Source organism: Kitasatospora sp. NPDC015120 (assembly GCF_043080305.1).
In the GTDB taxonomy this organism is placed as follows: Bacteria; Actinomycetota; Actinomycetes; order Streptomycetales; family Streptomycetaceae; genus Kitasatospora.
Map to the genome: position 1 here is coordinate 190,381 of NZ_JBIBVJ010000007.1, position 25,107 is coordinate 215,487.

Annotated in this window: 20 protein-coding genes; 15 read left to right on the forward strand and 5 right to left on the reverse strand. The window is 76.4% G+C overall.

All coding sequences use genetic code 11. From position 1 onward, the window contains the following. Positions 1 to 41: 41 nt before the first annotated feature. The 15 genes from ACF1AK_RS19070 (at position 42) to ACF1AK_RS19140 (ending at position 19,479) form a co-directional block, all read left to right on the forward strand. Positions 42 to 1,235: a glycine C-acetyltransferase gene (locus tag ACF1AK_RS19070; protein WP_391499943.1), complete on the forward strand. Its 1,194-nt coding sequence runs from the start codon at positions 42 to 44 to the stop codon at positions 1,233 to 1,235. Positions 1,236 to 1,515: 280 nt separating this feature from the next. After that, positions 1,516 to 3,300 (forward strand): phosphatase PAP2 family protein, encoded by a 1,785-nt coding sequence (locus ACF1AK_RS19075; RefSeq protein WP_391499944.1) that lies wholly within the window; start codon positions 1,516 to 1,518, stop codon positions 3,298 to 3,300. Positions 3,301 to 3,414: 114 nt separating this feature from the next. After that, positions 3,415 to 4,356: a LysR family transcriptional regulator gene (locus ACF1AK_RS19080; protein ID WP_391499945.1), complete on the forward strand. Its 942-nt coding sequence runs from the start codon at positions 3,415 to 3,417 to the stop codon at positions 4,354 to 4,356. 564 nt (positions 4,357 to 4,920) lie between these two features. Beyond that, positions 4,921 to 5,496 (forward strand): helix-turn-helix transcriptional regulator, encoded by a 576-nt coding sequence (locus tag ACF1AK_RS19085; protein ID WP_391499946.1) that lies wholly within the window; start codon positions 4,921 to 4,923, stop codon positions 5,494 to 5,496. Between the two features lies 1 nt (position 5,497). Beyond that, positions 5,498 to 7,372 carry a BTAD domain-containing putative transcriptional regulator gene (locus tag ACF1AK_RS19090; protein WP_391499947.1) on the forward strand — a complete coding sequence of 625 codons (1,875 nt, stop codon included), beginning with the start codon at positions 5,498 to 5,500 and terminating at the stop codon, positions 7,370 to 7,372. 214 nt (positions 7,373 to 7,586) lie between these two features. Further along, positions 7,587 to 7,718, forward strand: coding sequence for a hypothetical protein (locus ACF1AK_RS19095; protein ID WP_380288835.1), 132 nt, complete (start codon positions 7,587 to 7,589; stop codon positions 7,716 to 7,718). Between the two features lie 138 nt (positions 7,719 to 7,856). Then, a complete protein-coding gene (locus ACF1AK_RS19100; RefSeq protein ID WP_391499948.1) occupies positions 7,857 to 9,143 on the forward strand; it encodes a glycosyltransferase in 1,287 nt (428 codons plus the stop codon). After that, positions 9,049 to 10,002, forward strand: a complete 954-nt coding sequence (locus tag ACF1AK_RS19105; RefSeq protein WP_391499949.1) for a DUF6895 family protein — start codon at positions 9,049 to 9,051, stop codon at positions 10,000 to 10,002. The genes ACF1AK_RS19100 and ACF1AK_RS19105 overlap by 95 nt, the downstream gene beginning before the upstream one ends. Continuing rightward, a complete protein-coding gene (locus tag ACF1AK_RS19110; RefSeq protein ID WP_391499950.1) occupies positions 9,999 to 11,192 on the forward strand; it encodes a radical SAM protein in 1,194 nt (397 codons plus the stop codon). Before ACF1AK_RS19105 ends, ACF1AK_RS19110 begins: the two co-directional genes overlap by 4 nt. Next, entirely contained in the window at positions 11,189 to 12,238 is a 1,050-nt protein-coding gene (locus tag ACF1AK_RS19115; RefSeq protein ID WP_391499951.1) for a DUF6895 family protein, read from the forward strand. The genes ACF1AK_RS19110 and ACF1AK_RS19115 overlap by 4 nt, the downstream gene beginning before the upstream one ends. Beyond that, positions 12,235 to 13,683 (forward strand): MFS transporter, encoded by a 1,449-nt coding sequence (locus tag ACF1AK_RS19120; protein ID WP_391499952.1) that lies wholly within the window; start codon positions 12,235 to 12,237, stop codon positions 13,681 to 13,683. The genes ACF1AK_RS19115 and ACF1AK_RS19120 overlap by 4 nt, the downstream gene beginning before the upstream one ends. After that, on the forward strand, positions 13,680 to 16,919 hold the full coding sequence (locus ACF1AK_RS19125) for an AAA family ATPase (RefSeq protein WP_391499953.1): 3,240 nt from the start codon (positions 13,680 to 13,682) through the stop codon (positions 16,917 to 16,919). The genes ACF1AK_RS19120 and ACF1AK_RS19125 overlap by 4 nt, the downstream gene beginning before the upstream one ends. Then, positions 16,916 to 17,800, forward strand: coding sequence for a S8 family serine peptidase (locus ACF1AK_RS19130; protein ID WP_391499954.1), 885 nt, complete (start codon positions 16,916 to 16,918; stop codon positions 17,798 to 17,800). Before ACF1AK_RS19125 ends, ACF1AK_RS19130 begins: the two co-directional genes overlap by 4 nt. Continuing rightward, positions 17,790 to 18,449, forward strand: a complete 660-nt coding sequence (locus tag ACF1AK_RS19135; RefSeq protein ID WP_391499955.1) for a GAF domain-containing protein — start codon at positions 17,790 to 17,792, stop codon at positions 18,447 to 18,449. The genes ACF1AK_RS19130 and ACF1AK_RS19135 overlap by 11 nt, the downstream gene beginning before the upstream one ends. Beyond that, positions 18,442 to 19,479: a RimK family alpha-L-glutamate ligase gene (locus ACF1AK_RS19140; protein WP_391499956.1), complete on the forward strand. Its 1,038-nt coding sequence runs from the start codon at positions 18,442 to 18,444 to the stop codon at positions 19,477 to 19,479. Before ACF1AK_RS19135 ends, ACF1AK_RS19140 begins: the two co-directional genes overlap by 8 nt. 353 nt (positions 19,480 to 19,832) lie before the next feature. Here ACF1AK_RS19140 and ACF1AK_RS19145 read toward each other — a convergent pair whose 3' ends face one another. The 5 genes from ACF1AK_RS19145 to ACF1AK_RS19165 are packed head-to-tail and all read right to left on the reverse strand — an operon-like array spanning position 19,833 to position 24,930. Further along, entirely contained in the window at positions 19,833 to 20,618 is a 786-nt protein-coding gene (locus tag ACF1AK_RS19145) for an ABC transporter ATP-binding protein (protein ID WP_391499957.1), read from the reverse strand. Then, entirely contained in the window at positions 20,615 to 21,472 is an 858-nt protein-coding gene (locus tag ACF1AK_RS19150) for an ABC transporter ATP-binding protein (RefSeq protein ID WP_391499958.1), read from the reverse strand. Before ACF1AK_RS19150 ends, ACF1AK_RS19145 begins: the two co-directional genes overlap by 4 nt. Further along, positions 21,469 to 22,815 carry a branched-chain amino acid ABC transporter permease gene (locus ACF1AK_RS19155; protein ID WP_391499959.1) on the reverse strand — a complete coding sequence of 449 codons (1,347 nt, stop codon included), beginning with the start codon at positions 22,813 to 22,815 and terminating at the stop codon, positions 21,469 to 21,471. Before ACF1AK_RS19155 ends, ACF1AK_RS19150 begins: the two co-directional genes overlap by 4 nt. Continuing rightward, positions 22,812 to 23,741 carry a branched-chain amino acid ABC transporter permease gene (locus tag ACF1AK_RS19160; RefSeq protein ID WP_391499960.1) on the reverse strand — a complete coding sequence of 310 codons (930 nt, stop codon included), beginning with the start codon at positions 23,739 to 23,741 and terminating at the stop codon, positions 22,812 to 22,814. The genes ACF1AK_RS19155 and ACF1AK_RS19160 overlap by 4 nt, the downstream gene beginning before the upstream one ends. Before the next feature lie 13 nt (positions 23,742 to 23,754). Further along, complete coding sequence (locus ACF1AK_RS19165; RefSeq protein ID WP_391499961.1) at positions 23,755 to 24,930, reverse strand: branched-chain amino acid ABC transporter substrate-binding protein; 1,176 nt, start codon at positions 24,928 to 24,930, stop codon at positions 23,755 to 23,757. Between the last annotated feature and the right edge of the window lie 177 nt (positions 24,931 to 25,107).

Here is a 25,107-nt window from a genome sequence, read left to right on the forward strand (position 1 = left end):
CACCCTCGCCACCCCCGTTGCCACCCCGCTTAGGAGCAGCTGTGTTCGACACCGTGCGCGACGACCTCGCCGCCACCCTCGACGAGATCCGCGAGGCCGGGCTCTTCAAGCCGGAACGGGTGATCGGCACCCCGCAGAGCGCCGCCGTCACCGTCACCGGCGGCGGCACCCCCGGCGAGGTCCTCAACTTCTGCGCCAACAACTACCTCGGCCTCGCCGACCACCCCGAGGTGCTCGCCGCCGCCAAGGACGCCCTCGACCGCTGGGGCTACGGCATGGCGTCCGTCCGCTTCATCTGCGGCACCCAGGACGTGCACAAGGAGCTGGAGGACCGCCTCTCCGCGTTCCTCGGCCAGGAGGACACCATCCTCTACTCCTCCTGCTTCGACGCCAACGGCGGCGTCTTCGAGACTCTGCTGGACGAGCGCGACGCCGTCATCTCCGACGCCCTCAACCACGCGAGCATCATCGACGGCATCCGCCTCTGCAAGGCCCGCCGCCACCGCTACGCCAACCGCGACCTCGCCGACCTGGAGCAGCAGCTCAAGGAGAGCCAGGACGCCCGCCGGCGCCTGATCGTCACCGACGGCGTCTTCTCCATGGACGGCTACGTCGCCCCGCTGCGCGAGATCTGCGACCTCGCCGACCGCTACAACGCCATGGTCATGGTCGACGACTCGCACGCCGTCGGCTTCGTCGGCGCGCACGGGCGCGGCACGCCCGAGCTGCACGGCGTCATGGACCGGGTCGACATCATCACCGGCACGCTGGGCAAGGCGCTCGGCGGCGCCTCCGGCGGCTACGTCGCCGCGCGGCGCGAGATCGTCGCCCTGCTGCGCCAGCGGTCGCGCCCGTACCTGTTCTCGAACTCGCTCGCGCCGGTGATCGCGGCGGCCTCGCTGAAGGTGCTGGACCTCGTCGAGCAGTCGAACGAGCTGCGCGAGCGGCTGGCGGCCAACACGGCGCTGTTCCGCGCGAAGATGACCGAGGCGGGCTTCGAGATCCTGCCCGGCGACCACCCGATCGCCCCGGTGATGATCGGCGACGCCGCGAAGGCCGGCCGCCTCGCCGAACTGCTGCTGGAGCGCGGCGTCTACGTGATCGGCTTCTCCTACCCGGTCGTGCCGCACGGCCAGGCCCGGATCCGCGTGCAGCTCTCCGCCGCGCACAGCACCGCGGACGTCGAGCGCGCCGTCGCCGCGTTCATCGACGCGCGCGCCGCCCTGGGCGAGTAACCGCCCGCCCCCTGATCGCCCGTGGCGCGTCCGCTCGGAACCGGACGCGCCACGGGCTCGCCAACCGCCTCCCCGGCCCCCGAACCCTCTGTCCCACCCTCCCGCCACGGGAGTGGGAAGTCGGCCCGCCCGACTTCCCACTCCCGTTCGCGGTTTCCGCTGCACCGTGCGAACACCCCCCCGCCGCGCCACCCGGGCGGGGGCGCCCGGGGTGCGGGCCGGCGGGCGGGCGCAGAGAGTCGGCGGGAAGGGGAGCGGCGGGCGGCGGGAGAGGAGCGGGATGGCGGGAGGCAGACCGGGGGCCGTGGTCACGGCGGTCTGCTGGGTCGCGGCACTGACGGCCTGCGCGGCGGTGACGTGGACCGCCGGGCGGCGGCCGGTGCTGGTGGTGGCCGCCCTGGGGGCCGTCGCACTGGCCGGTGCACTGCTCGCCCGGTGGCCGCCGCCGGGGGTGCCGGCACCGGCGGCCGTCGGGCCGGCCGGGGCGGCGGCGCTGCTGGTCGGCGCCGCACTGCGGGGGAGCATCGAGGACGCCGTCCTCGGGGTCTCGGTCATCGCGCTGGTGCTGCTGGAGGTCCTGCCCCGGCGTGCGGGCGGTCTCGCGCTCGGCGCGGCCGCCGCACTGCACCCCGTCGCGCTGCTCTTCGCACCGCTGCTGCGGGCCCGGGCCGCGCTGACCGCCGCCGCCCTCGCCGCGGCCCTGCACCTCCTGCTCCGCCTCCGGTACGGGCTCACCGGCCCCGGCCCGCTCGGCCCCTACGGACCGTCCGCTCCGCTGCTCGCGCTGCGGCTCGTGGTGGCCGCCGCCGTCGCGGTGCTCGCGCTGCGCCGCGCCCGCGCCCTCGCCGCCGACGGTCAGCCGCTGCTCGCGGCCGGCGTCGTCGGCTGCGCCACCGTGGCCGCCGCCCCCGTCGCCGGCCCCGCCGATCTCGGCTGGCTGCTGCTCGCCGCCACCGGACGCCTCGGCCGCCGCCCCGAGGACCGCGCCCTGTGGCCGGTGGTCGCCGTCACCGCCGCCCTGCTGCCCGCGACCCTGTTCGACCCCGGCATCGAGCCGGTCAGCAGCCGGCTGCTGCGCGAGACCCCCGTCCTGCTCGCCCTCGCCGCCGCCACCGCCCTGCCGTTCCGCCGCCGCACCGACCCGCGCTGGCGGCTGCCCCGCACCCCCGGACCGCCCCCGCCCCGGCGCACCGGCCCGCTCCGGCGCCTGGGCCCCCCGCGCCTGCCGTTGCTGCCGGCCCGGCTGCGTCCGCTCTCCCGGCCCAACCCCGTCCTGGAGCTCCTGCTCATCCAGGTCGACTACGGCGTCTACACCTGGATCCGCAACGCCGCTCCCGACCGGGTCGCCGCCGCCACCGACCACGCCCGGCGCCTCTACGGGCTGGAGCAGGCCCTCCACCTGGACGTCGAACCGGCCCTCAACGGCTGGGCGCTGCGGGCCGGCGACTGGGTGCGCGACCTCGCCCAGGAGTACTACCGGGTGCTGCACGTGACCGTCCCGCTGGCCGTGCTCGCCTGGCTCTACGTCCGCCGTCCGGCCCGCTACCGCACCGCCCGCACCGTGCTCTTCGCGGCCACCGGCCTCGCGCTGCTCGGCTTCTGGGGCTACCCGCTCGCCCCGCCCCGGCTGGTGCCCGGAACCGGACTGCACGAGGAGCCGGACGGCGTCCCCGGCGAGTCCCCGCTCGGGGCCCTGACGGCGCTGACCAACCAGTACGCGGCGATGCCCTCGCTGCACATCGGCTGGGCGGGCTGGTGCGCGCTGGTGGTGGTCAGCACCGTCCGCACGCCGTGGCTCAGGGGGGTGGCGGTGCTCTACCCGGTGACCACCTTCCTGGTGGTGGTCGCCACCGCCAACCACTGGGTGCTGGACGCGGTCGGCGGCGCGGCGGTGCTGGCCGCCGGGTGCCTGGTGGCGTTCCTGCTCACCGGCCGGCTGCCCACCGACCGCGACCCCGCCCCGCCGGGACCGCCCGCCCCGGAGCGGGCGGCCCGCCCCGGCGCCCCGGCCGTGCGCCGCGGTCCCCCGGAGGAGGCCGGTGACGTGCCCGTGGAGCGCCCGTGACGGGCCCGGGGAGCGGGAGGCCGGCCGGTCCGGCGTCCCGCTCCCCGGGCCCGCTCCTCCACCGGCCCTTCACCCCCGCCCCGGCAGGCGCGGGGGCGCTGGCAGAATTGGGCTGTGATCGACGCGAGACGGCTGCGGACCCTGCGAGCGGTGGCGGACCACCGGACGGTGACCGCCGCGGCGGCCGCGCTCTACCTCACGCCCTCCGCCGTGTCACAGCAGCTCGCCGCGCTGGAGCAGGAGACCGGGCACCACCTGCTGGCCCGGGAGGGGCGCGGGGTGCGGCTCACGGCCGCCGGGGAGATCCTGCTCGGGCACGCGGACGCCGTGCTCGCCCAGCTCGAACGGGCCGAGGCCGACCTCGCCGCCTACAGCGCGGGCGTCTCCGGCGAGGTGACCGTCGCGTCCTTCGCCACCGGGATCTCGCTCGTCCTCGCGCCCGCGATCGGCACCCTGGCCGTCCGCGCCCCCGGCGTCCGGCTGAAGGTGCTCGACGCCGAGGGCGACGCCAGCCTGCCGATGGTGCTCGACGGCCGCGCCGACCTCGCGGTGGCGGTCGAGTACCGGGGCGCCCCGCGCGCCGACGACGCCCGCCTCACCCGGGTGCCCCTGTACGCGGAACCGTTCGAGGCGGTGCTGCCGCTCGCCCACCCGCTGGCCGCCGGCGAGGGCCCGATCGCGGTGGCCGACCTCGCCGGTGAGCCGTGGATCGGCCCCTACCCGGGCAACCCCTGCCACGACGTGGTGCTGCTGGCCTGCGAGCACGCCGGGTTCCAGCCGCGCCTGGTGCACTCCTCCGACGACTTCCGGGCCGTCGTCGCCCTCGCCTCCGCGGGCGCGGGCGTGGCGCTGGTGCCGCGCTCGGCGCTGCTCGGCGTCGACCTGGCCCGGGTCGCCGTCCGCCCCGTCGACAGCGCGCTCGCCACCCGGCGGGTGTTCGCCGCCGTCCGGGCCGGGGCCGACGGCCATCCGCTCATCCGCCCGGTGCTGGACGCCCTCGCCGAGGCGGCCCCCGACGGCGCTCCCGACACCGTCCCCGCCCCCGGGCAGCGCTGACGGGAGCGACGGCCGCGGCCCTCGGCCGGTGGAGCCGGTGAAGTACGGCTCGCGGCGCGGGCCCTCCAGGGTGCAACAGCGCGCCCGTCCGGGCACGTCCTCCAGGTGCTCTCCGCCGCGGAGCTAGCCGGACGGTCCTGCCGCCCGGGTACGACCGGCGGCAGCCGCGGCGGCTCCGCCGGCCCCGCCGCGCGCAACCCGGCCCCGCCCCCGGCGAACCCCTCCGATGCCGCGCCGGACGCGAGCGCGGGGAACCGCCTCGACGTGGTCGGCGCGGGCGCGGAAGCGGGCGGCCCGGGGGTGGCCGGAGACGGCGGCGACCGGTGCTGCCGGGCCCGCACCGCGGCGAGCGGCACCGGCACCGCGGCAGCACGGTGGCCGGGTCCGGCCGCAGGGCGGGCAGCCCGGCCCGGGCCAGGGCGGCGAGCAGCGGTCCGCGGCGTTCGGCGGGGCCGGGAGCCCGGACGGCATGCTCCTGACGCGCCCGCCCTCTTGCCGGTGCCCGGTGCGGGCGTCAGCATGAGGGCACCGCTGTGCTGTGCCGCCGGAGGGGGGATCCTGTCGATGGGTGGTGGAGATCCGGTCTGTCCGGCGTGCGGGAGCCCCCGGGCGCCCGGGAGCGCGCCGCGGCCGACGGCGGCCGCCCTGTCGCTCGCCGGGGCGCTGACCCCGCGTGAGCGCGCCGTGCTGCACCTGCTGGGCCTCGGATACGACAACCGGTCGATAGCCTACGAACTCCATATCAGCGAACGCACCGTCAAACGGTTCGTCACCGCCATTCTGGCGAAACTGGGACTCCGGTCAAGACTGCAGGCCGGACTGCTCGCGCTGATTCTCGCGGAGTCCGCCCCCGCACCGGCGACCGGCGGTGATTCCTGGCCCAAAGGTCTCATGGACGGGCCCCCGGGCGGCGGTGATGATGATCTGGCATCCGAGAAGGAGGGGACCATGACCTTCGACGCCCTCACCGCCCTCCGGCAGGCGGGCAACCCGGTCGACCTGCTGACCCTGGAGCAGCAGGACGTGCTGTCCCGGCTCACCGAGGACGAGGTCGCCGTCCTCAATTCCGTGAAACAGCGGCTGGACGCCGTTTCGGACGCCGAGGTGGAAGGGCATTCCTTCGTCATCAAGTTGGCGTGAGATGGCGGTTGGATTCGGGATTCTCGGCCCGCTCCGCGTGCTGGAGAACGGCCGGGAGCTCGATGCGGGATCACGGAAACAACAGATCCTCCTGGCGGCACTGCTGTCCCACGCGAACACCCGGCTGTCGGCCGAGACGCTCGTCGAGGCGCTGTGGGACGACGCGCCGCCGCGCACCGCCCGCAAGAACCTCCAGGTGTACGTCTCGGGGCTGCGCCGGCTGCTCGGGGCCGAGCCCGGGAGCGCCGCGGAACGGACCGTCCCGGCCGTGCGGATCAGCCACCAGGCCGGCGGCTACGTCCTGCACGCCGGCGAGGACGGCCTCGACGCGCTCCGCTTCGAACAGCGGGCCCGGGCCGGGGCGTTCGCGCAGGCGCTGGGGCTCTGGCGCGGACCGGCGCTGGACGGCTTCCGGGACGTACCGCTGATCGACGCCGCCGCGCAGCGCCTGGACCGCCGCTTCCTGGGGGTGTTCGAGGACTGGCTGGACGCCGAACTCGCCGCCGGCCGCGGGGCGGAGGCGATCGAGCGGGTCGCCGAGACCGCCCAGCGCCACCCGCTGCGCGAGCGGCTGCGGATGTTGCAGATGGCCGCGCTCTGCCAGGCCGGGCGCCGCTTCGAGGCCCTCGCCGTCTACGACGAGCTGCGCCAGCTGCTCGCCCACGAACTCGGCCTGCCGCCCAGCCCGGCGCTGGCCCGCTTCTACCGGGCGCTGCTCTGCGAGGCGGGCCCGGTCCTGCCGCGCACCGCCGCCCCCTCCGGCCCGGCCGCCCCGTCCCCTCCGGCCGCCCCGTACGGGCCCGCCGCACCGCCCGGGCCCGCGCCCGCCGGGAGCCCGGCACCGCCCCACCTGCTGCCCACCGACCCGCCCGCCTTCACCGGCCGCGCCGCCGTCCGGCACCGTCTGACCGAGGTGCTCACCGGCGGCGCCGGCCGGCTCGCGGTGCTGAGCGGACCGCTCGGCGCCGGGAAGACCGCGCTCGCCGTGCACACCGCGCACCGGCTCGGCGAACGGTTCCCGGACGGCCGGCTGTTCGTGCGGCTGCGCGGCGACGACGGCCGGCTGCGCCCGCCGGAGGACGTGCTGCGCCAGCTGCTCGCCGCCACCGCCCCCGCCGGGCACGGCGGCGGCCCGCCCCGCCCGCCGGGCCGCTCCGACCCGCGCTGGGCCTGGCAGTTGTGGCTGACCGGCCGCCGTGCCCTGGTGGTCGTCGACGACGCCCGCCGCGAGTCGGAGGTCCGGCCGCTGCTGCCGGAGGCCGGGGAGAGCGCGGTGGTGGTCACCGCCCGGCCCGGGCTGATCGGCCTGGAGGGCGCCCACCGGTTCTGGCTGCCGCCCCTCGGCGTGGACGAGGCGGTGGAGTTCCTCGGGCGGACGATCGGCGCCGAGCGCGTCGAGGCCGACCGCGAGGCCGCCGCCCGGATCGTGTGCGCCGCCGGGCTGCTGCCGCTCGGGGTGCGGCTGGTCGCCGACCGCCTGGCCTTCCTGCGGCACGTGCCGCTGGGCGAGTACGGCGCCCGGCTGACCGGCGGGCGCGCCCTGCTGGACGAGCTGTGCGGCGGCGACCCGCTGGTGCGGGTGCGGCTGGCCGGGGCGGTGGGGGAGCTTCCGGAGGCCGGGCACCGGGCGGTGCTGCGGCTCGGGCTGCTCGCCCGGCCGGTGTTCACGCTCGACCAGGCCGCGGCGGTGCTGGACTGCGACCCGGGGACGGCGGCCCGCACCCTGGAGGACCTCCTGGAGGCGAGCGTCCTGACCTTGGCCGGCGCACCCGGCCCGGCGGGCGCGGTGCGCTACGCCATGCCGGCGCTGCTCTACGCCTACGCCCGGGAGCGGGCCGCCCGGGCCGCCGAGCGGGTGCCGGCGCGCCACCGCTGAAGCGGCCCCGGCGCGCCACTCCTGACACGACCCCGGCGCGCCGCCGCCGGGCGGCGCCGCGGGCCGCCGTCGACCAGCGCGTGCACCACGGCCGAACGGCGGCTGACCGACCGTCATACCGAAATCGAACCGCCGGCCAAGCGCCGCCATACCGGGCCTCCCTACGGTGGCCCCGGGCCGGCGTAGCGGACGCCGCACTGCAGAGGGAGACACCATGCCCGAGTCCATCAACCCGGAGCCGACCGAGGCCGAGGACGAGGAGGTCGACGTCGTCGCGCACGGCATCGAGGAGGAGGACGGCCTCGTCGAGGACATCTGCATCATCAACAACAGCGCGGCGCTCTGACGCGGTCCGTAGGGACGTGGCGTCCTGACGCCTGAGCGGGCCACCCGGCCCCGGCCCGAGCCGCCGGCGGCCGGGTGGTCCGCTCGTCGCCCGCCACGACGCCCGCCGCCACGACCCCCGCCCCGGCCCGGAGGCTCCGTGAACATCCTGCTCTGCCCGCTCAGTGACGGCGGCTACCTCTACCCGGCGCTCGCCGCCGGACGCGAGCTGCGGCGCCGCGGCCACCGGGTCGCGGTGCTCGGCCGCGCCACCGCCGCACCGTTCGCGGCCGAGGCCGGCCTGCCGTTCGCGGCGGCGGAGGAGTACGGCGGCGAGCGGGCCTTCGACGCGGCCCGCTGGGGCGTCACCGGACTCGCGCAGTACCGGGCCGTGCTGCGCGCCGCCCGGCAGGCCCGGGCCGACCTGCTGGTCACGTCGGTGCTGTGCACCGGCGCGCTGCTCGCCGCCGAGGTGCTGGACGTGCCGGTGGTGGTGATCGGACTCTCCGTCCACCTGTGGACCTACCGCTCCGGCGGCGCCGGCGAACCGCAGTACGGCCGCACCCGGGAGAACCGGACCCACGAGACCCTGGCGCTCTACGCCGCCACCCGCGAGCAGGCCGGTCTCGCATCCCGCCCGACGCCGCCCGCCGACTCCCCCCTCCTCGGGGACGTGCTCCTCGGCGACGCGCTGCTGCTCCGCGGCGTCCCCGCCTTCGAACACCCGGGCGCCGAGCTGCCGCCCCGGGTCCACCACGTCGGCCCGCTCGCCTGGGAGCCCGCCGCCGACCCGGCCGAACTCGCCGCCGTCGACGCCGCGTTGGCCCGCTCCGGCAAACCCGTCGTCTACGTCCACCTCGGCCGCTTCTTCGGCGGCGGCACCCCGTGGCCCCGCCTCAACGCGACCTTCACCGCGGGCCGCTACCAGGCCGTGGTGGAACAGGGCCGCACCGGGGACGCACGGCCCGCCCCGGACGCCGACATCCTGCTCGTCCGCAAACCCTGGCTGGGGCCGCTCGTCGACCGCGCCGGCCTGGTGCTGACCGCCGGCACCTCGGCGCCCGTCCTCGGCGCCCTGCTGCGCGGCCGCCCGCTCGGCGTCACGCCCAACGGCTCCGAGCAACCGGTGCTCTCCGGCGCGCTGCTGCGCGAGGGCGCCGCCGTCCACCTCCCGCGCCCGCCGCGGCCGGACCAGGCCGGGCTGCTCCACGCCGCCTGGCACGACGAGCGGCTGCGCGAGCACGCCCGCCGCCTCGGCCGCCGCCTCGCCGAGGCCCAGGCCGGCAGCGCCCGGCGCGCCGCCGACCTCGTCGAGCAGACCGCCCAGCAGCCCGCAACCTCAAGGGAGAACCATGGGTACGCGACCAGCCGACCCGGACCTCGCGGCCGTCACGCGCCTCTCGGCGGGAGCACGGCGGTGGACCGGCCTGCACTGCGGCTTCCTTGACGAACCGGCGGGCCGCGCCGACCTGCCCGTGACCCCCAGGGTCAAGGCGCTGCTGCAACTTGCCCTGCTGCGCCGCGCCTGGGCGAAGGCCGACCCGGCGGACCCGGACCTCGCCGGAGTCGCGGCCACCGTCGACCGGGTCTGGCGCAGCCCCGACCACCCGCGCCTGCTCGCCGCCGAACCGCGCTGGGCCCGGCAGTTCCAGCTGATGTACGGCGCGCTCGCCCCGCCCGGCCCGGCCGCCGACGGCCCGCGCCGCACGGTCCTCGCCGAGGCGGTCGCGGGCGACTTCCTGACCCCGCGCCGCAAGTCGCCCTACCTGCACCTGGAGACCCGCTACTACGCCGAACTCGCCGGTGTGCCGCACCGCCTGGCCGACTACCCGGAGCTCTACCGGATCAGCCGGCTCGCCGGTCACGGCGACGACCGGCCGCTCGCCGAGCTGGACGTGTGCAACGTGACCCACACCGTCTTCCACCTCGCCGACTTCGGCTTCCGCGACCCCGGGCTGGACGCCGCCGACCTCGCGCACGCCCGCGACCGGGTGCGCCGGCTCACCGAACAGTGCGTCCGGCGCGAGGAGTGGGACCTCACCGGCAAGCTCCTGCTCGCCCAGCACTGCCTGGGCCTCGACCCGCTGAGCACCCCGTCCGGGGTGGCCGGCCTGCGGATGCTCGCCGAGGTCCAGCGGCCCGACGGCGCCGTCCCCGGCCGCTCCGCCGCCGACCGGGCGGACGCGGGCGCGGACCCCGTCACGTTCTTCCGCGCGTCCTACCAGTCCACCCTCGTCGTGGCCCTGGCGACGGTGGTCCTGCTGCACCGCGGGCAGACGGTCCCGGCGTCGGCGGGTGCCCGGTGAGCCCCGCGCCGGCCACCGCCGAGGGCGGCGCCCGGCTGCTCCGCGGCGAGCGGAACTGGTGGTTCCTCGGCCCCGGCGGCGGCCTCGCCCGGCTGCGCCCCGGCCAGCTGACGGCCGACGGCACCCTGCGCCCCGGCACCGAACGCGGGCTGCGCGCACGCGGCCTGCTGACCGCCCCGGCCCCGCGCAGCTACGCGCTGACCGTCCTCACCAGCACCCACTGCAACCTCGGCTGCGGCTACTGCTTCCAGAACACCGCCCAGGACGAGGAGGGCGGCAGCCGCCCGCCCCGGATCGCCCGCAAGCGGCTGACCTCGCGCACCATCACCGACATCCTCGACTTCACCGAGCGGCGGATGGCCGAGGCAGGCCTGGAGAAGCTGCGCATCCTGCTGTTCGGCGGCGAGCCGCTGCTCAACCCGCGCGGCTGCCTGGAACTCCTCGAACGGGCCGCCGGCCACGGCCTCGCCTCCGCCTGGATGATCTCCAACGCCACCCTGCTCACCCCCGCGCTGGCCGAACGGCTCGCCGAGCGCGGACTGCGCTCCGTCCAGGTGACCTTCGACGGCGACCGCCCCGACCACGACCGGATCCGGATCCGGCGCACCGAGGGCGGCGGGACCTTCGACACCATCGTCGGCAACCTCGCCCGCGCCTCCGGGGCCTCCCCGCTGCGCTGGCAGCTGCGGGTGAACGTCTCCCAGGAGACCCACGAGGGCGTGGACGCGCTGATCGGCCGGCTCGCCGGGTCCCTCGACCCGGCCCGCTGCACCCTCTACTTCGCCCAGGTCGGCGACGTCGGCGTCGGCTACGGCAACGACCTGCGGCACACCCGGGAGCTGTCCGACCGCTTCACCCGCTGGCAGCGCCGGGCGCTCGACCTCGGCTTCACCGTCGTCCGCCCGCAGGCCCACCGCCCCTGCGCCACCTGCGGTCACGGCGACGGCCGCTACGGCGCGGTGGTGAGCGCCGACGGCACGCTCGCCAGCTGCTGGGAGACGGCGGGCCGGCCGGACTGGGAGGTCGGCACCGTCACCACCGGCTACCTGCCCGCCGCCCTCACCCGGGAGCGCTGGGTCGGCTGCGAGGACCTCTACCGGCGCGAGGACGACCGCCGCACCCTCGCCGCCTTCCACGACACGGTGGACGCCGCGCTGCTCGACTACCTCGACGAGACGGGGCGCCTGTGACCACGGCATCCGGTCTCCACCGCGCCCCCGGCCTGCGCCGGCTCTCCGACGGCACCCTCGGCTGGCTCGTGCGCCACCTCGACGACTTCGACCCGTTCGCGGACCGGGGCCCGGCGCCGGGCCGGGCGGCCCGCGGGCCCGACGGCGCCCACCGCCCGGCCAAGGCCGCGCTGGAACTCGCCCTGCTCACCCACTGCTGGGCCCGGCTCGACGCGGACGCCGACCCGCGCCGCACCGAGGCGACCGCCCGGGTCCGCGCGATCTGGTGCCACCCCGGCCTCCCGGCCCTGCTCGCCGCCGCGCCGCGCGCCGCCGCCCAGTACCGGCTGGCCTGCGCCGCGCTGGCCCCCGCCGGGACGGAGGACGCGCCCTTCCGGGCCGACCTCGCCCGGCTCACCCCGGCCGACCTCTCCCCGGCCGGGCGCTCGCCCTACCAGCGGCTGGAACTGCGCTACTACGCCGACAAGGCGGGCGTGGCGCACACCGTCGAGCCCTACCCGGAGCTCGCCGAGCACAACGTCCTCGTCGAACTCCCCGCCACCGCCCTCGCCCGCGCCGCGCGCCGGGACCGGCGTGACCGCCGCGAGCGCCAGGGCCGCCACCCCGACCGGGCGGGCGCGTCCGCCCGCCCCGAGGAACCGCCCGTCACCGTCCCCGAGGCGTACGCCCTCACCCACTCCAGCTTCTACCTCAGCGACTTCGCCCGCACCGGCCCCGGCCTGCCCGGCCCGGCCGTGGCCGACGCGGCGGCCCTGGTCGCCCGGCTGCTCGGCCACTGCGTGCGGCACGACTGGTGGGACCTCGCCGCCGAACTCGTCATGACCCAGGTCTGCCTCGGCGTGGACGCCCTGGCCACCCCCGAGGGCGCCGCCGCCGTCGACCGCCTGGCCCGCGCCCAGCGCCCCGACGGCTCCGTCCCCGGCCGCTCCGCCGCCACCCGCGCGGGCGCCGCCGACCCCCCGGCCGCCTACTTCGCCACCGCCTACCACACCACCCTGGTGACGGCCCTGATGACGCTGCTGCTCGGACGGGCGGACGCCGCATGAGCGCCCTCACCAGGCTCCGGCCGACCCTCCTCGGCCCCACCTACACCCGGCTCTGGTTCGGCCAGGCCGTCTCCTCCGTCGGCGACGCGGTGTTCAGCACCACGCTCGTGCTGTGGGTGGCGACGGTGCTGGCCGAGGGGAAGTCCTGGGGGCCGCAGGCCGTCAGCGGCGTCGTCCTCGCGACCAGCGCCGCCGTGATGGCCGTCGGCCCGCTCGCGGGCGTCTTCGTCGACCGCTGGGACAAGCGCGCCACCATGCTCGGCACCGAAGTGCTGCGCGGCGTCCTGGTGGCGGCGCTGACCGCCGTCTCCCTCGTGCCGGCCGAGGACCTCCCGGCGGGCGTCTGGCTCGGCCTCATCTACGTCACGGTGCTGGTGCTCAACGCGGCGAGCCAGTTCTTCACCCCTGCCCGGTTCGCGGTCATCGCGGAGCTGGTCACCGACGAGGCGGACCGCGCCCGGGCGGCCGGCCTCGCCCAGGCGACCGGGCAGACCGCCTGGATCATCGGCCCCCCGCTCGCCGCACCGCTGCTGTTCACGGTGGGCCTGCCGTGGGCGCTGCTGTTCAACGCGCTGTCCTACCTGGTCTCCTACCTCGCCATCCGGGGGGCGGACCTGACGCCGGCCGCACCCGCCGCCCCGAAGCCGCGCGACGGCAGGGCCGCCGAACGGCCGGGCCTGTTCCAGGACTTCACCGCCGGACTGCGGTTCTTCGCCCGCAACCGCTTCCTGGTCGCCCTGCTGCTGCTCACCGTCATCGGCCAGCTCGGCACGGGCGCGCTCAGCACCCTCAACGTCTTCTTCGCGACCCGGAACCTGCACGCGTCCGCCGAGCTGTACGGCTACCTGGGCATGGCGATGGGCATCGGCGGGATCGCCGGCGCGCTCGCCGCCGGCCGCGTGGTGCAGTGGATCGGCGCCCGGCGGACCACCTGGACCGGGCTGATGGTGAGCGGCGCCCTGCTGGTGCTCTACTCGCGGCAGACCGGTTTCCCGGCCGCGGTGACCCTGCTGTTCGTGTTCATCGTGCCGATCACCATGCTGAACACCGCCATGGCGCCGCTGCTGCTGGCCGCCACCCCGCAGGAGTTCCGGGGACGGGTGGTCGCGGTGTTCTACCCGGTCACCCGGCTGGCGGCGATGCTCACCGCGGTGCTGTCCGGCTGGCTCGCGGGCAGCGGGCTGCGGGACTTCTCGGGCTCGGTCGCCGGGGTGCGGCTCGGGCCGATCGACACCGTCCTCGCGGTGTCCGGCCTGCTGGTCGTGCTCGCCGGGGTCTACGCCCGGCTGGCGCTGCCCGCCCCGGCCACCGCCCCGGCGGAACCGGCCGCGCGGCCCGCCGGCGCGGCCGCACCGCCCGCCGCCGCCGAGCCGCCCGCGTCCGCGGCCGAGCCGCCCGAGGGTGCGGCCGGACCGGCCGAACCGACGCTGGAGGGAAGGCCGTGAGCTGCGCCGCGTGCGGACACCGCACCGCCGAGGCGGACCGGTTCTGCGCCGGCTGCGGCGCGCCGCTGGCGGGCGCCGCCGCGCCGCGCGAGCCGCAGGAGTCGCGCCGCAAGGTCTCCATGCTCTTCCTCGACGTGGTCGGCTCGACCACCCTCGCCGAACGCCTCGACCCCGAGCCGCTGCGCCGCGTCATGGACCGCTACTTCGCGAGCTGCGGCGCGGCCATCGCCGAACACGGCGGCGCGGTCGAGAAGTTCATCGGGGACGCGATCCTCGCCGCGTTCGGCGCCACCGTCGCGCACGAGGACGACGCGCTGCGCGCCGTGCGCGCCGCCACCGGCGCGCTCGCCGCCCTGGCCGGCCTCACCGCCGAACTCGCCGCCGAGTACCAGGTGCGGCTGGAGGCCCGGGCCGGCATCTGCACCGGCAACGTCGTGGTGATCACCCGGCCCGGCGACGACTTCCGGGTCGTCGGCGACTCCGTCAACACCGCCGCCCGGCTCCAGACGGCCGCCCGGCCGGGGGAGGTGCTGGTCTGCGCCGACACCGCCGCCATGGTGCGCTCCCGGGTCGGCATCGAAGCCGTCGAACCGCTGGAGCTCAAGGGCAAGTCCCGTCCGGTGCCCGCCTGGCGGATCACCGCCCCCGAGGCGGCGGCCGACCGGCCCGGCCCGCTCACGCCCTTCGTCGGCCGCCGCGACGAACTGGCGGAGCTGGCGCGCGGCTACCGGCAGGCCCGCGAACGGCGGGAGGTCCGCCTGGTCACCGTCGTCGGCGCGCCCGGCATCGGCAAGTCGCGGTTGGTGTGCGAGTTCCTCGCCGGACTGCCCCGGGGCGAGGCCGTGGTGCTGTCCGGCCGCTGCTCCGCCTACGGGCGGGGCATCACCTACCGGCCGCTCGCCGGGATGCTCGACTCGCTGCCGGGCGGCCGGCCCGCCCTCGACCGGCTGCTCACCCCGGACGGCACCGCGAGCGCCGCCGGCACCGGGGACGACGCCGAGGCCGCCCGCACCCGGCGCCTGGTCGCCCGCACCCTGGCCGCCGTCACCGAGTCCGCCCCCGCCCCGGGCGCTCCGGCGGCGGTCGCCGCCCCGGAACCGGTCGGCGTCGCGGACATCGCCTGGGCCGTGCGCCACCTCCTGGCGGTGCTCGGCCGCTCCCGCCCGGTGGTCCTGGTCTGGGAGGACCTCCACTGGGCCGAGGCGACCCTGCTCGACCTCGTCGAGGAGATCGCCGCCTGGCTGCGCGACGTCCCCGTCCTGCTGCTGGCCGTCGCCCGGCCCGAGCTGTTCGAGCTGCGCCCGGGCTGGGCCGCCGGCACGCCGGACGCCGTCACCGTCGACCTCGGCCCGATGACCGGGGAGGAGACCGCCGCGCTGGTCGGCGGCCTGGTCCTGCAGGGCGACGTCCACCCGCAGGAGGACCGCGCCCACGACCACCGGGAGCTGACCGGCCGGGTCATCGCCCTGTGCGACGGCAACCCGCTCTTCGCCGAGCAACTGACGGACGTCTTCGCCGAGACCGCCCCCGGCCCCCAGGTGCCGCCCACCGTGCAGGCCCTGCTCGGCGCCCGTCTCGACCGGCTGCCGGGAACCGAGCGCGGCCTGCTGGAACTCGCGGCCGTCGTCGGACGCGAGGTCACCCGCGCCCAGCTGCGCGCGATGGCCGAGGCCGACGGCACCGCCCCGCCCGCCGCCGACGAGGCGGCCGCCCGGCTCGCCCGCCGCAGGGTCCTCGAACCCGGCCCGGCCGGCACCTACCGCTTCGCCCAGGCCCTGCTGCGCGACACCGCCTACGAGTTCACCCCGAAGACCCGCCGCGAGCGCTGGCACGGCTTCCTCGCCGAGCAGCTCTCCCGCGAGCGGCCGCCGGACCGGATGGCCGTCGCCTACCACGTCGAGGCCACCGCTCTGCTCGGCCGCCAACTGCGGCCCGGCGACCGGCGGTTGCCCGCCCTGGCCGGGCCGGCCGCCGCGACCCTGATCGCCGAGGGGATGCGGGCGCTGGCCCGCAAGGACCTCCCGGCCGCCGTCCAGCTGCTGGAACGCGGGCGGGCGTTGCTGCCCGCCGGCGATCCGGCGCACACCGCGCTCGCGCTGCACGTCTGCGACGCCGGGATCTGGCTGCAGGACGAGGCCCGCTGCCGGGCCGCGCTGGCCGCCGCCGAGGCGGCGCTGCCCGACGACCCCCGCGCCGCCGCCACCCGCGCGGTCCAGCACGGCATCGTCGCGCTGCGGCTGGGCCTCGCCGCGCCCGCCGAGGTCGCCGCCGATGCACGGCGCCTGACCGAGCGGCTGGAGCGGGACCAGGGCGACGACCTCAGCTGGTGCCGGTTGCACCAGCTGCGCGCCCACCTCGAACTCGCCGCCGAACGCACCGCCTCCGCCGAGCGCTCCTTCCGCCTCGCGCTGTCCCGCGCCCGGGCCCTCGGCGACCGCTACGAGGAGGACCGGCTGCTCTGCGCCGTTTGCGAGTTGACGCAGTGGACGCCGACCCCGGTGGCCGCCTCGCTGGAGCTGTGCGCGCTGCTCGGCCGGCGCTTCGCCGCCAACCGCTCGCTGCTGATCCCCGTGCTGGTGGCCCGCGCCCACCTGGAGGCGCTGGGCGGCGACGTGGCCGGTGCCCGGCAGACCCTCGCCGAGGCGCTCACCCGCTCGCACGACGTGCACGCCGACCTCGCGGACGCGGTGGTGCTGGACGCGGCGGGCTTCGTCGAGTCGCTGGCCGGCGCCCACGAGGCCGCCGAGGCCCGCTACCGGCAGAGCCTCGCCGTGCTGCGCGCCGCCGAGCACGCCCCGGACACCCGGACGACCGAGGTCGCGATCGCCCGCGAGCTGTTTGCCCAGGGCCGTACCGAGGCCGCCGCGGCGGCCCTGGACCTGCTGGACGCGGACGGTGGCGGGGCGGACGGCGGCAACCCGCGCGCCCGGCTGGGCGCGGCCGCCCTGCGCGGCCGGATCGCCTCCGCCCGGGGCCGCCACGGCGAGGCGCTGGCGGCGGCCGGGGCGGCGCGCCGGCTGAGCGCCGGCTCCGACGACCCCTGCCTGGCCGGGGAGACGCTCCTCGACCGGGCGATCGTGCTCCGGGCGGCCGGCCGGGCGGAACGGGCGAGGGCGGAAGGGGCCGAGGCGTTGCGGATGTTCGAGGCCAAGGGCGCCGTCCTGCCCGCCGGAAGGGTCCGCGCCTGGCTCGCCGCCCCGCCGGCCGGAACGCCCGAGGGGGGTGACGGCCGGTGACCGGCGTCCACCTTCCGCCCTGGCGCCGCCCCGCGCGCGACCACTTCCCGGGCGTGCCCGCCTGGAGCCTGCCCGTCTCGACGGTGCCGCAGGAGCCCTTCGACGTCAGCCCGCTCGGCGGCCACCTCACCCGGGAGTGGGCCTGGGGCGGCGCGGACGGCTCCGGCGTGCGGGTCTGCGTCCTCGACAGCGGCATCGACGCGGACCACCCGCTGGTCGGCGGCCTCGACCGGGCGATGGACGTGGTGCGTTCCGAGGACGGCTCCCTCGCCGTCGTCCCCACCGAACCCGCCGACGCCGCGGGCCACGGCACCGCCTGTGCGAGCGTCATCCGCTCCCTCGCCCCCGGCGCCGCGCTCACCTCGGTCCGGGTGCTGTCCGGCGGCCGGCACGGCAGCGGCGCCGCCCTGCTCGCCGGGCTCACCTGGGCGATCGAGGAGGGCTACGACGTCATCAACCTCAGCCTGTCGACCACCAAGACCGAGTTCTGCGACGCCCTGCGCGACCTCGCCGACTCCGCCTACTTCCGCCGCTGCGTCATCGTCGCCTCCGCGCACAACATGCCGGTGCGCAGCTACCCGTGGCCGTTCGCCTCGGTCATCTCGGTGGCCAGCCACGACCGCCCCGACCCGATGACGTACTACTACAACCCGTCCCCGCCGGTCGAGTTCTACGCCCGCGGCGTGCGGGTCCCGGTGGCCGGTCCGGGCGGGCGGCAACTGCTCAGCACGGGCAACAGCTTCGCGACCCCGCACATCGCGGGCATCTGCGCGCTCATCCTCAGCAAGCACCGCTCGCTCACCCCCTTCCAGCTCAAGTCCGTCCTCTACCTGGCCGCCGAGAACGTAGCCGTACCCGATGGAGGTGCGCGTGTCGACTGACCCGCTGGAGAGTGCCGAGATCCGCCGGCGCAGACTGCTCCAGTCGATCGTGGAGGTGGCGCGCAGCGTGTTCGGCGCCGCCGCGGCCTCCGTGCTGCTGGTGGACGAGGCCGACGGCGCCCTCGTCTTCGAGGCCGTCGCGGGGGAGGGCGAGCACCATCTGCTGGGCACGCGCTTCCCGGCCGGCACCGGCATCGCCGGCTGGGCGCTGATGACGGGCCAGCCGGTGGTGGTGGACGACGTCGCGCAGAGCCCGCAGTTCGCCCGCTCGGCCGCCGAGTCCACCGGCTACGTGCCGCGCGGCATCATGGCCGCGCCGCTGATCTGCGACGGCGAGTGCATCGGCGTGCTGTCGGTGCTGGACCGCGACAGCCGGCCGCGCTGCGACCTCGGCGACCTGGCCTCGCTCGGGCTGCTGGCCACGGAGATGGCGACCGTGCTGGAACTGCTGCTGGTGCTCCGCTCGGCCGCGCCGCCGGAGGCCCCCGTGCAGCCGGCGGTCCCCGCCCGGCCGGCTGCCTTCGACCTGGCGGTGCTGCAGCGCGTCGCCGACCGGCTGCCGGGCGCCCCCGAGCAGGTGGCGGCCACCGTCACCAAGCTGCTGGCGATGGCCGACGACCTGCTCGCCACCGCCGCCACCGATGCCTGAGGCCTCGCCCTTCCTCCGCCAACTCGACGATCCGGAACGGGTGTTCGACGCCGCGCGGCCGGGCCCCGAGCCGTGCGTGCTGCTGCTCAGCCGGGCCTGCGACACCGAGCTCGACCCGGTGGTGCGCCTGCTCGCCGGGGCGGGCGTCCGCACGGCCCGGCTGAACGCCGAGGAGCTCGCCGCCACCTCGCTCACCGTCGCCGCCGACGGCCGCTCCGTCGCCCTGAACGGGCGCCCGCTGTCACCCACCGTCACCTGGATCCGCCACTTCGCGCCCACCGCCGTCCTCGCCGCCTCCCCGGAGGGCGCCGCCCGCCGGGACACCGCCCGCACCGCCTTCCTGCGGGACTCCTGGCAGGCGGCGGCCGGGCAGCTGGCGGAGCTCTCCGGCACCGCGATCCGCCCCGACCGCCCCGGTGTGCTCGCCCAGCTGCGGCTGGCCCGGCGGCACGGCGTCGCCGCCCCGCACACCCTGCTGACCACGGACCCGCACCTGGTCGGCGAGGCCTTCGACGCGCCGCGGGTGGTGCTCAAGGCGGTGCACCACCACTTCGTCGAACCCGAGCCGGGCCGGCTGCACGGGATCTTCCCGATGGTCCTGGACCGCGCCGCCCTGGGCGGGGGCCCGCGGCCGGGCCCGCCGGTGCTCGTCCAGGAGTACGTGGAGCACGAGGCCGAGCTGCGGGTGTACTTCGTCGCCGGGCGGCTGCACGCCTTCGAGGTCGGCAAGTCGGACCCCGCCGACCCCTGGACCGCCCCCGAACGGCTGGACGTGCGCGCGCTGCCCTCGCCCCCGCCCCGGGTCGCCGCCGCGACCCGCACCCTGGCCGCCGCGCTGGACCTGCGCTACGGGGCGTTCGACTTCCTGCTGAGCGCCGGCACCCCGGTCTTCCTGGAGGTCAATCCGGACGGCGACTGGCGCTGGGCGGAGCGCCGCGCCCGCGGCACCCCGGTCACGGCCGCCGTCGCCGCGATGCTCGCCGAGCTCCACCACCGGGCCGTCCGGGAGCTTCGCGACCACGCGACGTAGTCGCCGCCGGGCGGTGTCGGCGGCGGCGCACGGGGTAGTCGCGTCCGCGACGGAATGCGAGAGGAGCGAATCGCCGTGGGAACCCCGCCGAACGACCCCGTGCCGCCCAGCCCCACCCCGGCCCCCGGGCCGGGGCCCGGGCCGGGACCGGGTCCGCTGCCCGGGCCGGTGCCCGGTCCCGGCGGCCCGGATCCGGTGCCGCCCGGACCGCCGCCGCTGCTGCCCGATCCGCCGCCCCCGCCCGCGCCCCGCCCGGAGCCGCGCCCGCACCCGGGACCGCTGCCCGGACCGGGACCGGCCCCCCAGCCGGTCACCCGGGCCCGCCGCCCGCGCGCGTCAGCCGGCTGATCCGCTCACCCGCCCGGACCGGGCGCCCGCCCGGGCCCGTCACCCCGGTCCGGGCGGTCCGCCGTCTCGCCGAGGTAGGCGGCGCGGACCCGGGGATCGTCCAGCAGCTCGGCCGCCGGGGCGCTCATCACGATCGATCCGGTCTCCAGGACGTAGCCGCGGTCGGCGAGCCGCAGCGCCTGGGCGGCGTTCTGCTCGACCAGCAGGACAGTCGTCCCCTGGGCGTTGATCTCCCGGACGATGCCGAAGATCTGGGTGACGATCAGCGGGGCCAGCCCCATCGACGGCTCGTCCAGCAGCAGCAGTCCGGGCCGCCCCATCAGCGCGCGTCCGATGGCGAGCATCTGCTGCTCGCCGCCGGACAGCGTGCCGGCCTCCTGGCCGCGCCGTTCGGCCAGCACCGGGAACAGGTCGAACACCCGGTCGAGGTCCTCCTGGGGGGTGCGGCGCAAGCGGTAGGCGCCCATGTCGAGGTTCTCCCGCACGGTCATCGCCGGGAACACCCGCCGCCCCTCGGGCGCGTGCCCGATCCCCAGACCCACCACCTCGTGCGGCGGGAGGCCGTCCACCCGTGCGCCGCGGAAGCGGATCTCGCCCTCCCGGGGCCGCAGCAGGCCCGAGACCGCCGCCAGGGTGGTGGTCTTCCCGGCGCCGTTGGCGCCCAGCAGGGCGACCACCTCGCCCTCCCGGACCACCAGGTCGATGCCCTTCAGCGCCTCGATCGCGCCGTAGGAGACGTGCAGCCCGCGCAGCTCCAGCACCGGGACCGGCTCCGCGTCCCCGGCGGTCACGGTCCCTCCTGCGGCCCGGGCGCGCCCAGGTACGCCTCGATGACCGCCGGGTCGCGCTGCACCTCGGCCGGTCGGCCCTCGGCGATCACCCGGCCGAAGTTGAGGACCGTCACCCGGTCCGCGACCGACATCACCAGCCGCATGTCGTGCTCGATCAGCAGCACCGTCACCCCGAGGTCGCCGTTGATCCGCCGGATCAGCTGCTCCAGCTCGCGCTTCTCCGTCGGATTGGTGCCCGCCGCGGGTTCGTCCAGCAGGAGCAGCGCCGGTTCGGTGGCGAGCGCACGGGCGATCTCCAGCCGCCGCTGGACGCCGTAGGGCAGCGCGGAGGCCGTCTCGTCGGCGACCGCGAGCAGTCCGGTGAACTCCAGCAGGGCCGTGGTGGCGGCGTCGCTGGACCGCTCGTTCGCCCGGGCGCGCGGCAGGCGCAGCATGGCGGCGACGGGGCCGGTGCGCTGTCCGGTCTCGGCGGCGACCTTGACGTTCTCGAAAGCGGACAGGGCGGCGAACAGCCGGATGTTCTGGAAGGTGCGGGCGATGCCGGCCCGGTTCACCACGTGCGGCTTGCGCCCGCGCCGGCGGCGGGCGGGGCCGCCGATCAGCTGGAGGGGGTGCCCGGCGGCGGGCGGGGCGAAGGCGATGGTGCCTTCCTGGGGGGTGTAGACGCCGGTCAGGCAGTTGAACAGCGAGGTCTTCCCGGCGCCGTTGGGGCCGATGACGGCGAGGATCTCGCCCCGGTGGGCGGTGAGGTCGACCCGGTTGAGGCTGGTGAGGCCGCCGAACCGCAGGGTGACGCCGCGCACGGACAGCAGCGGGCCGTCGGGCGGGCCCTCGCCGAGCGGTCCGCCCGTCATGGCGACCTCCCCTCCGGGGCCTCGGACATCGCGTCGGCGTCGGCGATGCCCTGGGCGGCCAGACCGAGCTCGCGCCGGCGGCGACGGGAGGGGATCAGGCCCTGCGAGCGGAAGATCATCATCACCACGAGGATCCCGCCGATCCAGATCGGGATGTCCTCCTGGCGGACGAGCTCCTGTTCCTGGAAGACGGCGGGCAGGAAGGTCAGCAGTGCCGCGCCGACCACCACCCCGATCAGCGAGCCCATCCCGCCGAAGATCACGTACGAGAGCACGCTGATCGACAGCACCACCGGGAAGCTGGCCGGGTTGATGTAGCCGATCCGCGAGGCGTAGAGGACGCCGGACAGGCCGGAGACGGAGGCGCCGATCGCGAAGGCCATCAGCTTGTACCGCACGGTGGGCACGCCGGTGGCGGCCGCGGCGACCTCGTCCTCGCGCACGGCGGTCCAGGCGCGTCCGACCTTGGAGCGCTCCAGCCGGCTGAACAGCAGCAGCACCACGGCCAGCATGGCGACGAACAGGTACCAGTAGGGCAGCGATTCCAGGCCCCATTGGTAGTGCAGGCCGAGGATGTCGACCGAGAAGTGCGGGATGCCGCCGGCGCCCTGGTTGCCGCCGGTCCAGGCGTCCTTGTTGACCAGGAACAGCTGGACGATCTCGTGGAAGCCGAGGGTGACGATGGCCAGGTAGTCGCCGCGCAGCCGCAGCGTCGGCGCGCCGAGCAGCAGCCCGGCGACCAGGCAGACGACGACGGCGACCGGCAGGATGACGAAGGGGTCGAGGGCGAACGGCGGCTTCACCGGCAGCGCCCGGGTGAAGAAGGCGCAGGTGTAGGCGCCGATCGCGAAGAAGGCGACGTAGCCGAGGTCGAGCAGCCCGGCCCAGCCGACCACGACGTTCAGGCCGACGGCGAGCAGCACGAACACCGCGACCTGGTCGACCAGCACGCGCTGGTAGAACTCCCCGGCGAACCGGGGCAGCACCAGCGCCGCGACGGCCGCGGCGAGCAGGAACAGCCGCCGGCTGAGCCGCCGTCCGGCGATCCGGTGCCAGCCGCCCCGCAGGCCCGCGGTGCGCCGGGCGAGCGCCGGTCCGGGGTCGCGGGCGCGCCAGACCTCCAGCACCGCCCACACGGCGGCGGCGCCGGCCAGCCACCCGATCAGGGCGGGGGAGCCGAGCGACTCGCGCAGCACCAGCAGGTGGTCGGTGGGCGTGCCCTCGGCGGTCGAGGTGAGCACGGTCAGCAGCGCCCCGGCCGCCAGCCAGCCCGCCAGCCGGACCAGCGGTGCGGGGAGGCGGCGCCGGTGCCGCACGGCGCGGACGGTCCCGCCGGTGCTCATGCGGCCCGCCCCAGGCCCTTGCCGAGGATGCCGGTCGGCCGGAACATCAGCACCAGGATCAGCACCACGAAGGCGACCACGTCGATCCACTGGCTGGACATGCAGGACTGGCTGAGGCTCTCCACGATCCCGAGCAGCAGCCCGCCGGCCATGGCGCCCCGGATGTTGCCGATGCCGCCGAGCACCGCCGCCGCGAAGGCCTTGATGCCGGGCAGGAAGCCCATCTGGTAGTGCACGTTGAGGTAGGTGCCGAAGAGGAATCCGGCGGCGCCGCCGAGCAGACCGCCGATCACGAAGGTCTGCGAGACGACCCGGTCGATGTCGACGCCCATCAGACTGGCGGTCCGGGCGTCCTGGGCGACGGCGCGGATGCCCGAGCCGAGCCTGGTCCGGTTCACCACCCGGTCGAGCAGCACCATCATGACGACGGCGGTGCCGACGATCACCAGCTGCTGCACCCGCACCTGGGCGCCGAACAGGGTGAACACCACCCGGTCGGTGTAGAGCGCCGGGACGTCGGTGCGGTCACGGCCGAACAGCTTCCCGGCGAGGTTGAACAGGAACAGCGACGCTCCGATCGCGGTGATCAGGTAGACCAGCCGGGGCGCGCCGCGCCGCCGCAACGGGCGGTACGCGACGCGCTCCAGCAGGAAGGCGACGGCGGCTCCGAACACCGCGCCGCCGCACAGCCCGGCCAGGGTGAACAGGACGGACTGCGCGCCGTGCGGCGTGGTTCCCGGGGTGGCGAGCGCCTGGGCGATGAACAGGCCGGCGAAGCCGCCGGTCATGAACACCTCGCTGTGGGCGAAGTTGATGAGCTGCAGCACGCCGTACACCAGCGTGTAGCCGATGGCGATCAGCGCGTACAGCGCGCCCAGGGTGATCCCGGGGACCAGGAACTGCCAGAAGTGGTCGGTGAGGCACATGGGCGGGGGCGGGTCAGCCGGCGATCAGCTTGTCGACGGTGCCGAGTTCGGTGATCCGGCCGTCCTTCACCGCGTACACGAAGATGGCCTTCTCGGTGACCTCGCCGTCGGGCTGGAACCTGATCTCCTTGGTCAGGCCCTGGTGGTCCACGGTGCGCAGGCCGTCGACGACCTTCGCCCGGGTGACGTCGGTGCCGAGCGACTTCAGCACCTGGATGTAGGTGTTGGTGACGTCGAAGCCCTCCGGCGAGTAGGTACCGGGGGGTTGGTGGGCGAGCGCGGTGTAGTCGTCGACGAACCGCTTGGCCGCCGGGTCGGCCGAGGCCGCCGCGGACAGGCACGGGCAGGTCATCTGCCAGCCCTCGCTGGCCGGTCCGCCGAGCTGGATGAACTTGGGGTCGTTGGTGCCGTCGCCGGACATCGCCTGTCCGGTGAACGAGGTGTTCTTCAGGGCCTTCGCGAGCGGGGCCGCGTCGGCGTAGTAGCCGGCGTAGTAGAGCGCCTGCGCACCGGATTCGGCGATCTTGGTGGCGACCGCCGAGTAGTCGTTGGTCCCGGCGGCGACGCTGTCGCCGACCACCTGGGTGCCGTCGGCCGTCAGCCGGCTCTTGAGGTTCCCGGCGAGGCCCACGCCGTAGTCGGACTTGTCGTCGAGCACGTAGACGGTCTTCGCCCCGACCACCTTGGAGAGGTAGTCGGCGGCCGCGGTGCCCTGCACGGAGTCCGGCGGGACGATCCGGAAGAAGGTCTTGAAGCCGTTGGCCGGGTCGGTGAGCGAGGAGGCGGTCGCCGACGCGCTGACCGAGGCGAGGTTCGCCTGGGTGAACAGCGGCTGGGCGGCCTTGGTGGCACCGGAGAAGGTGGGCCCGACCACGCCGACGACACTGTCGTCGCCGATGAGCTGCTGGGCCGCGGTCGGTCCCTTGGCGGGATCGCCCTGGTCGTCGGCCTCCTTGACCTTGAGCGTGAACGGCAGGTCGCCCTTGGCGTTCGCCTGCTGCACGGCGAGCTTGACGCCCCAGTCGATGTTGATGCCGAGCTGGGCGTTGGGGCCGGTCAGCGGTCCCTGGAAGCCGATGGTGTAGGTCGGTTTGTCCGCTGCGACGGCGCCCGCGTGGGCGAGCGGGGACAGCGCCAGCGCCCCGGCCATCACCGGAACGCCTGCCAGGATGATGATTCTTCTGCGCATGATGCACCTCTCGGGCGGCGCCTGCCCGGACCGCGCCCGGTTGCGCGTTCCGTGTCGGCGGTCTGCCGCCGCCTGGGCGAAGGGCTCACCCCGCGTGCCCGCTCGGACGCGGTGCGGAGGGCGAACGCGTCGTGGTACCCCACTGTACGAGCCACCACCGCCACTGTCTGTTCGGCC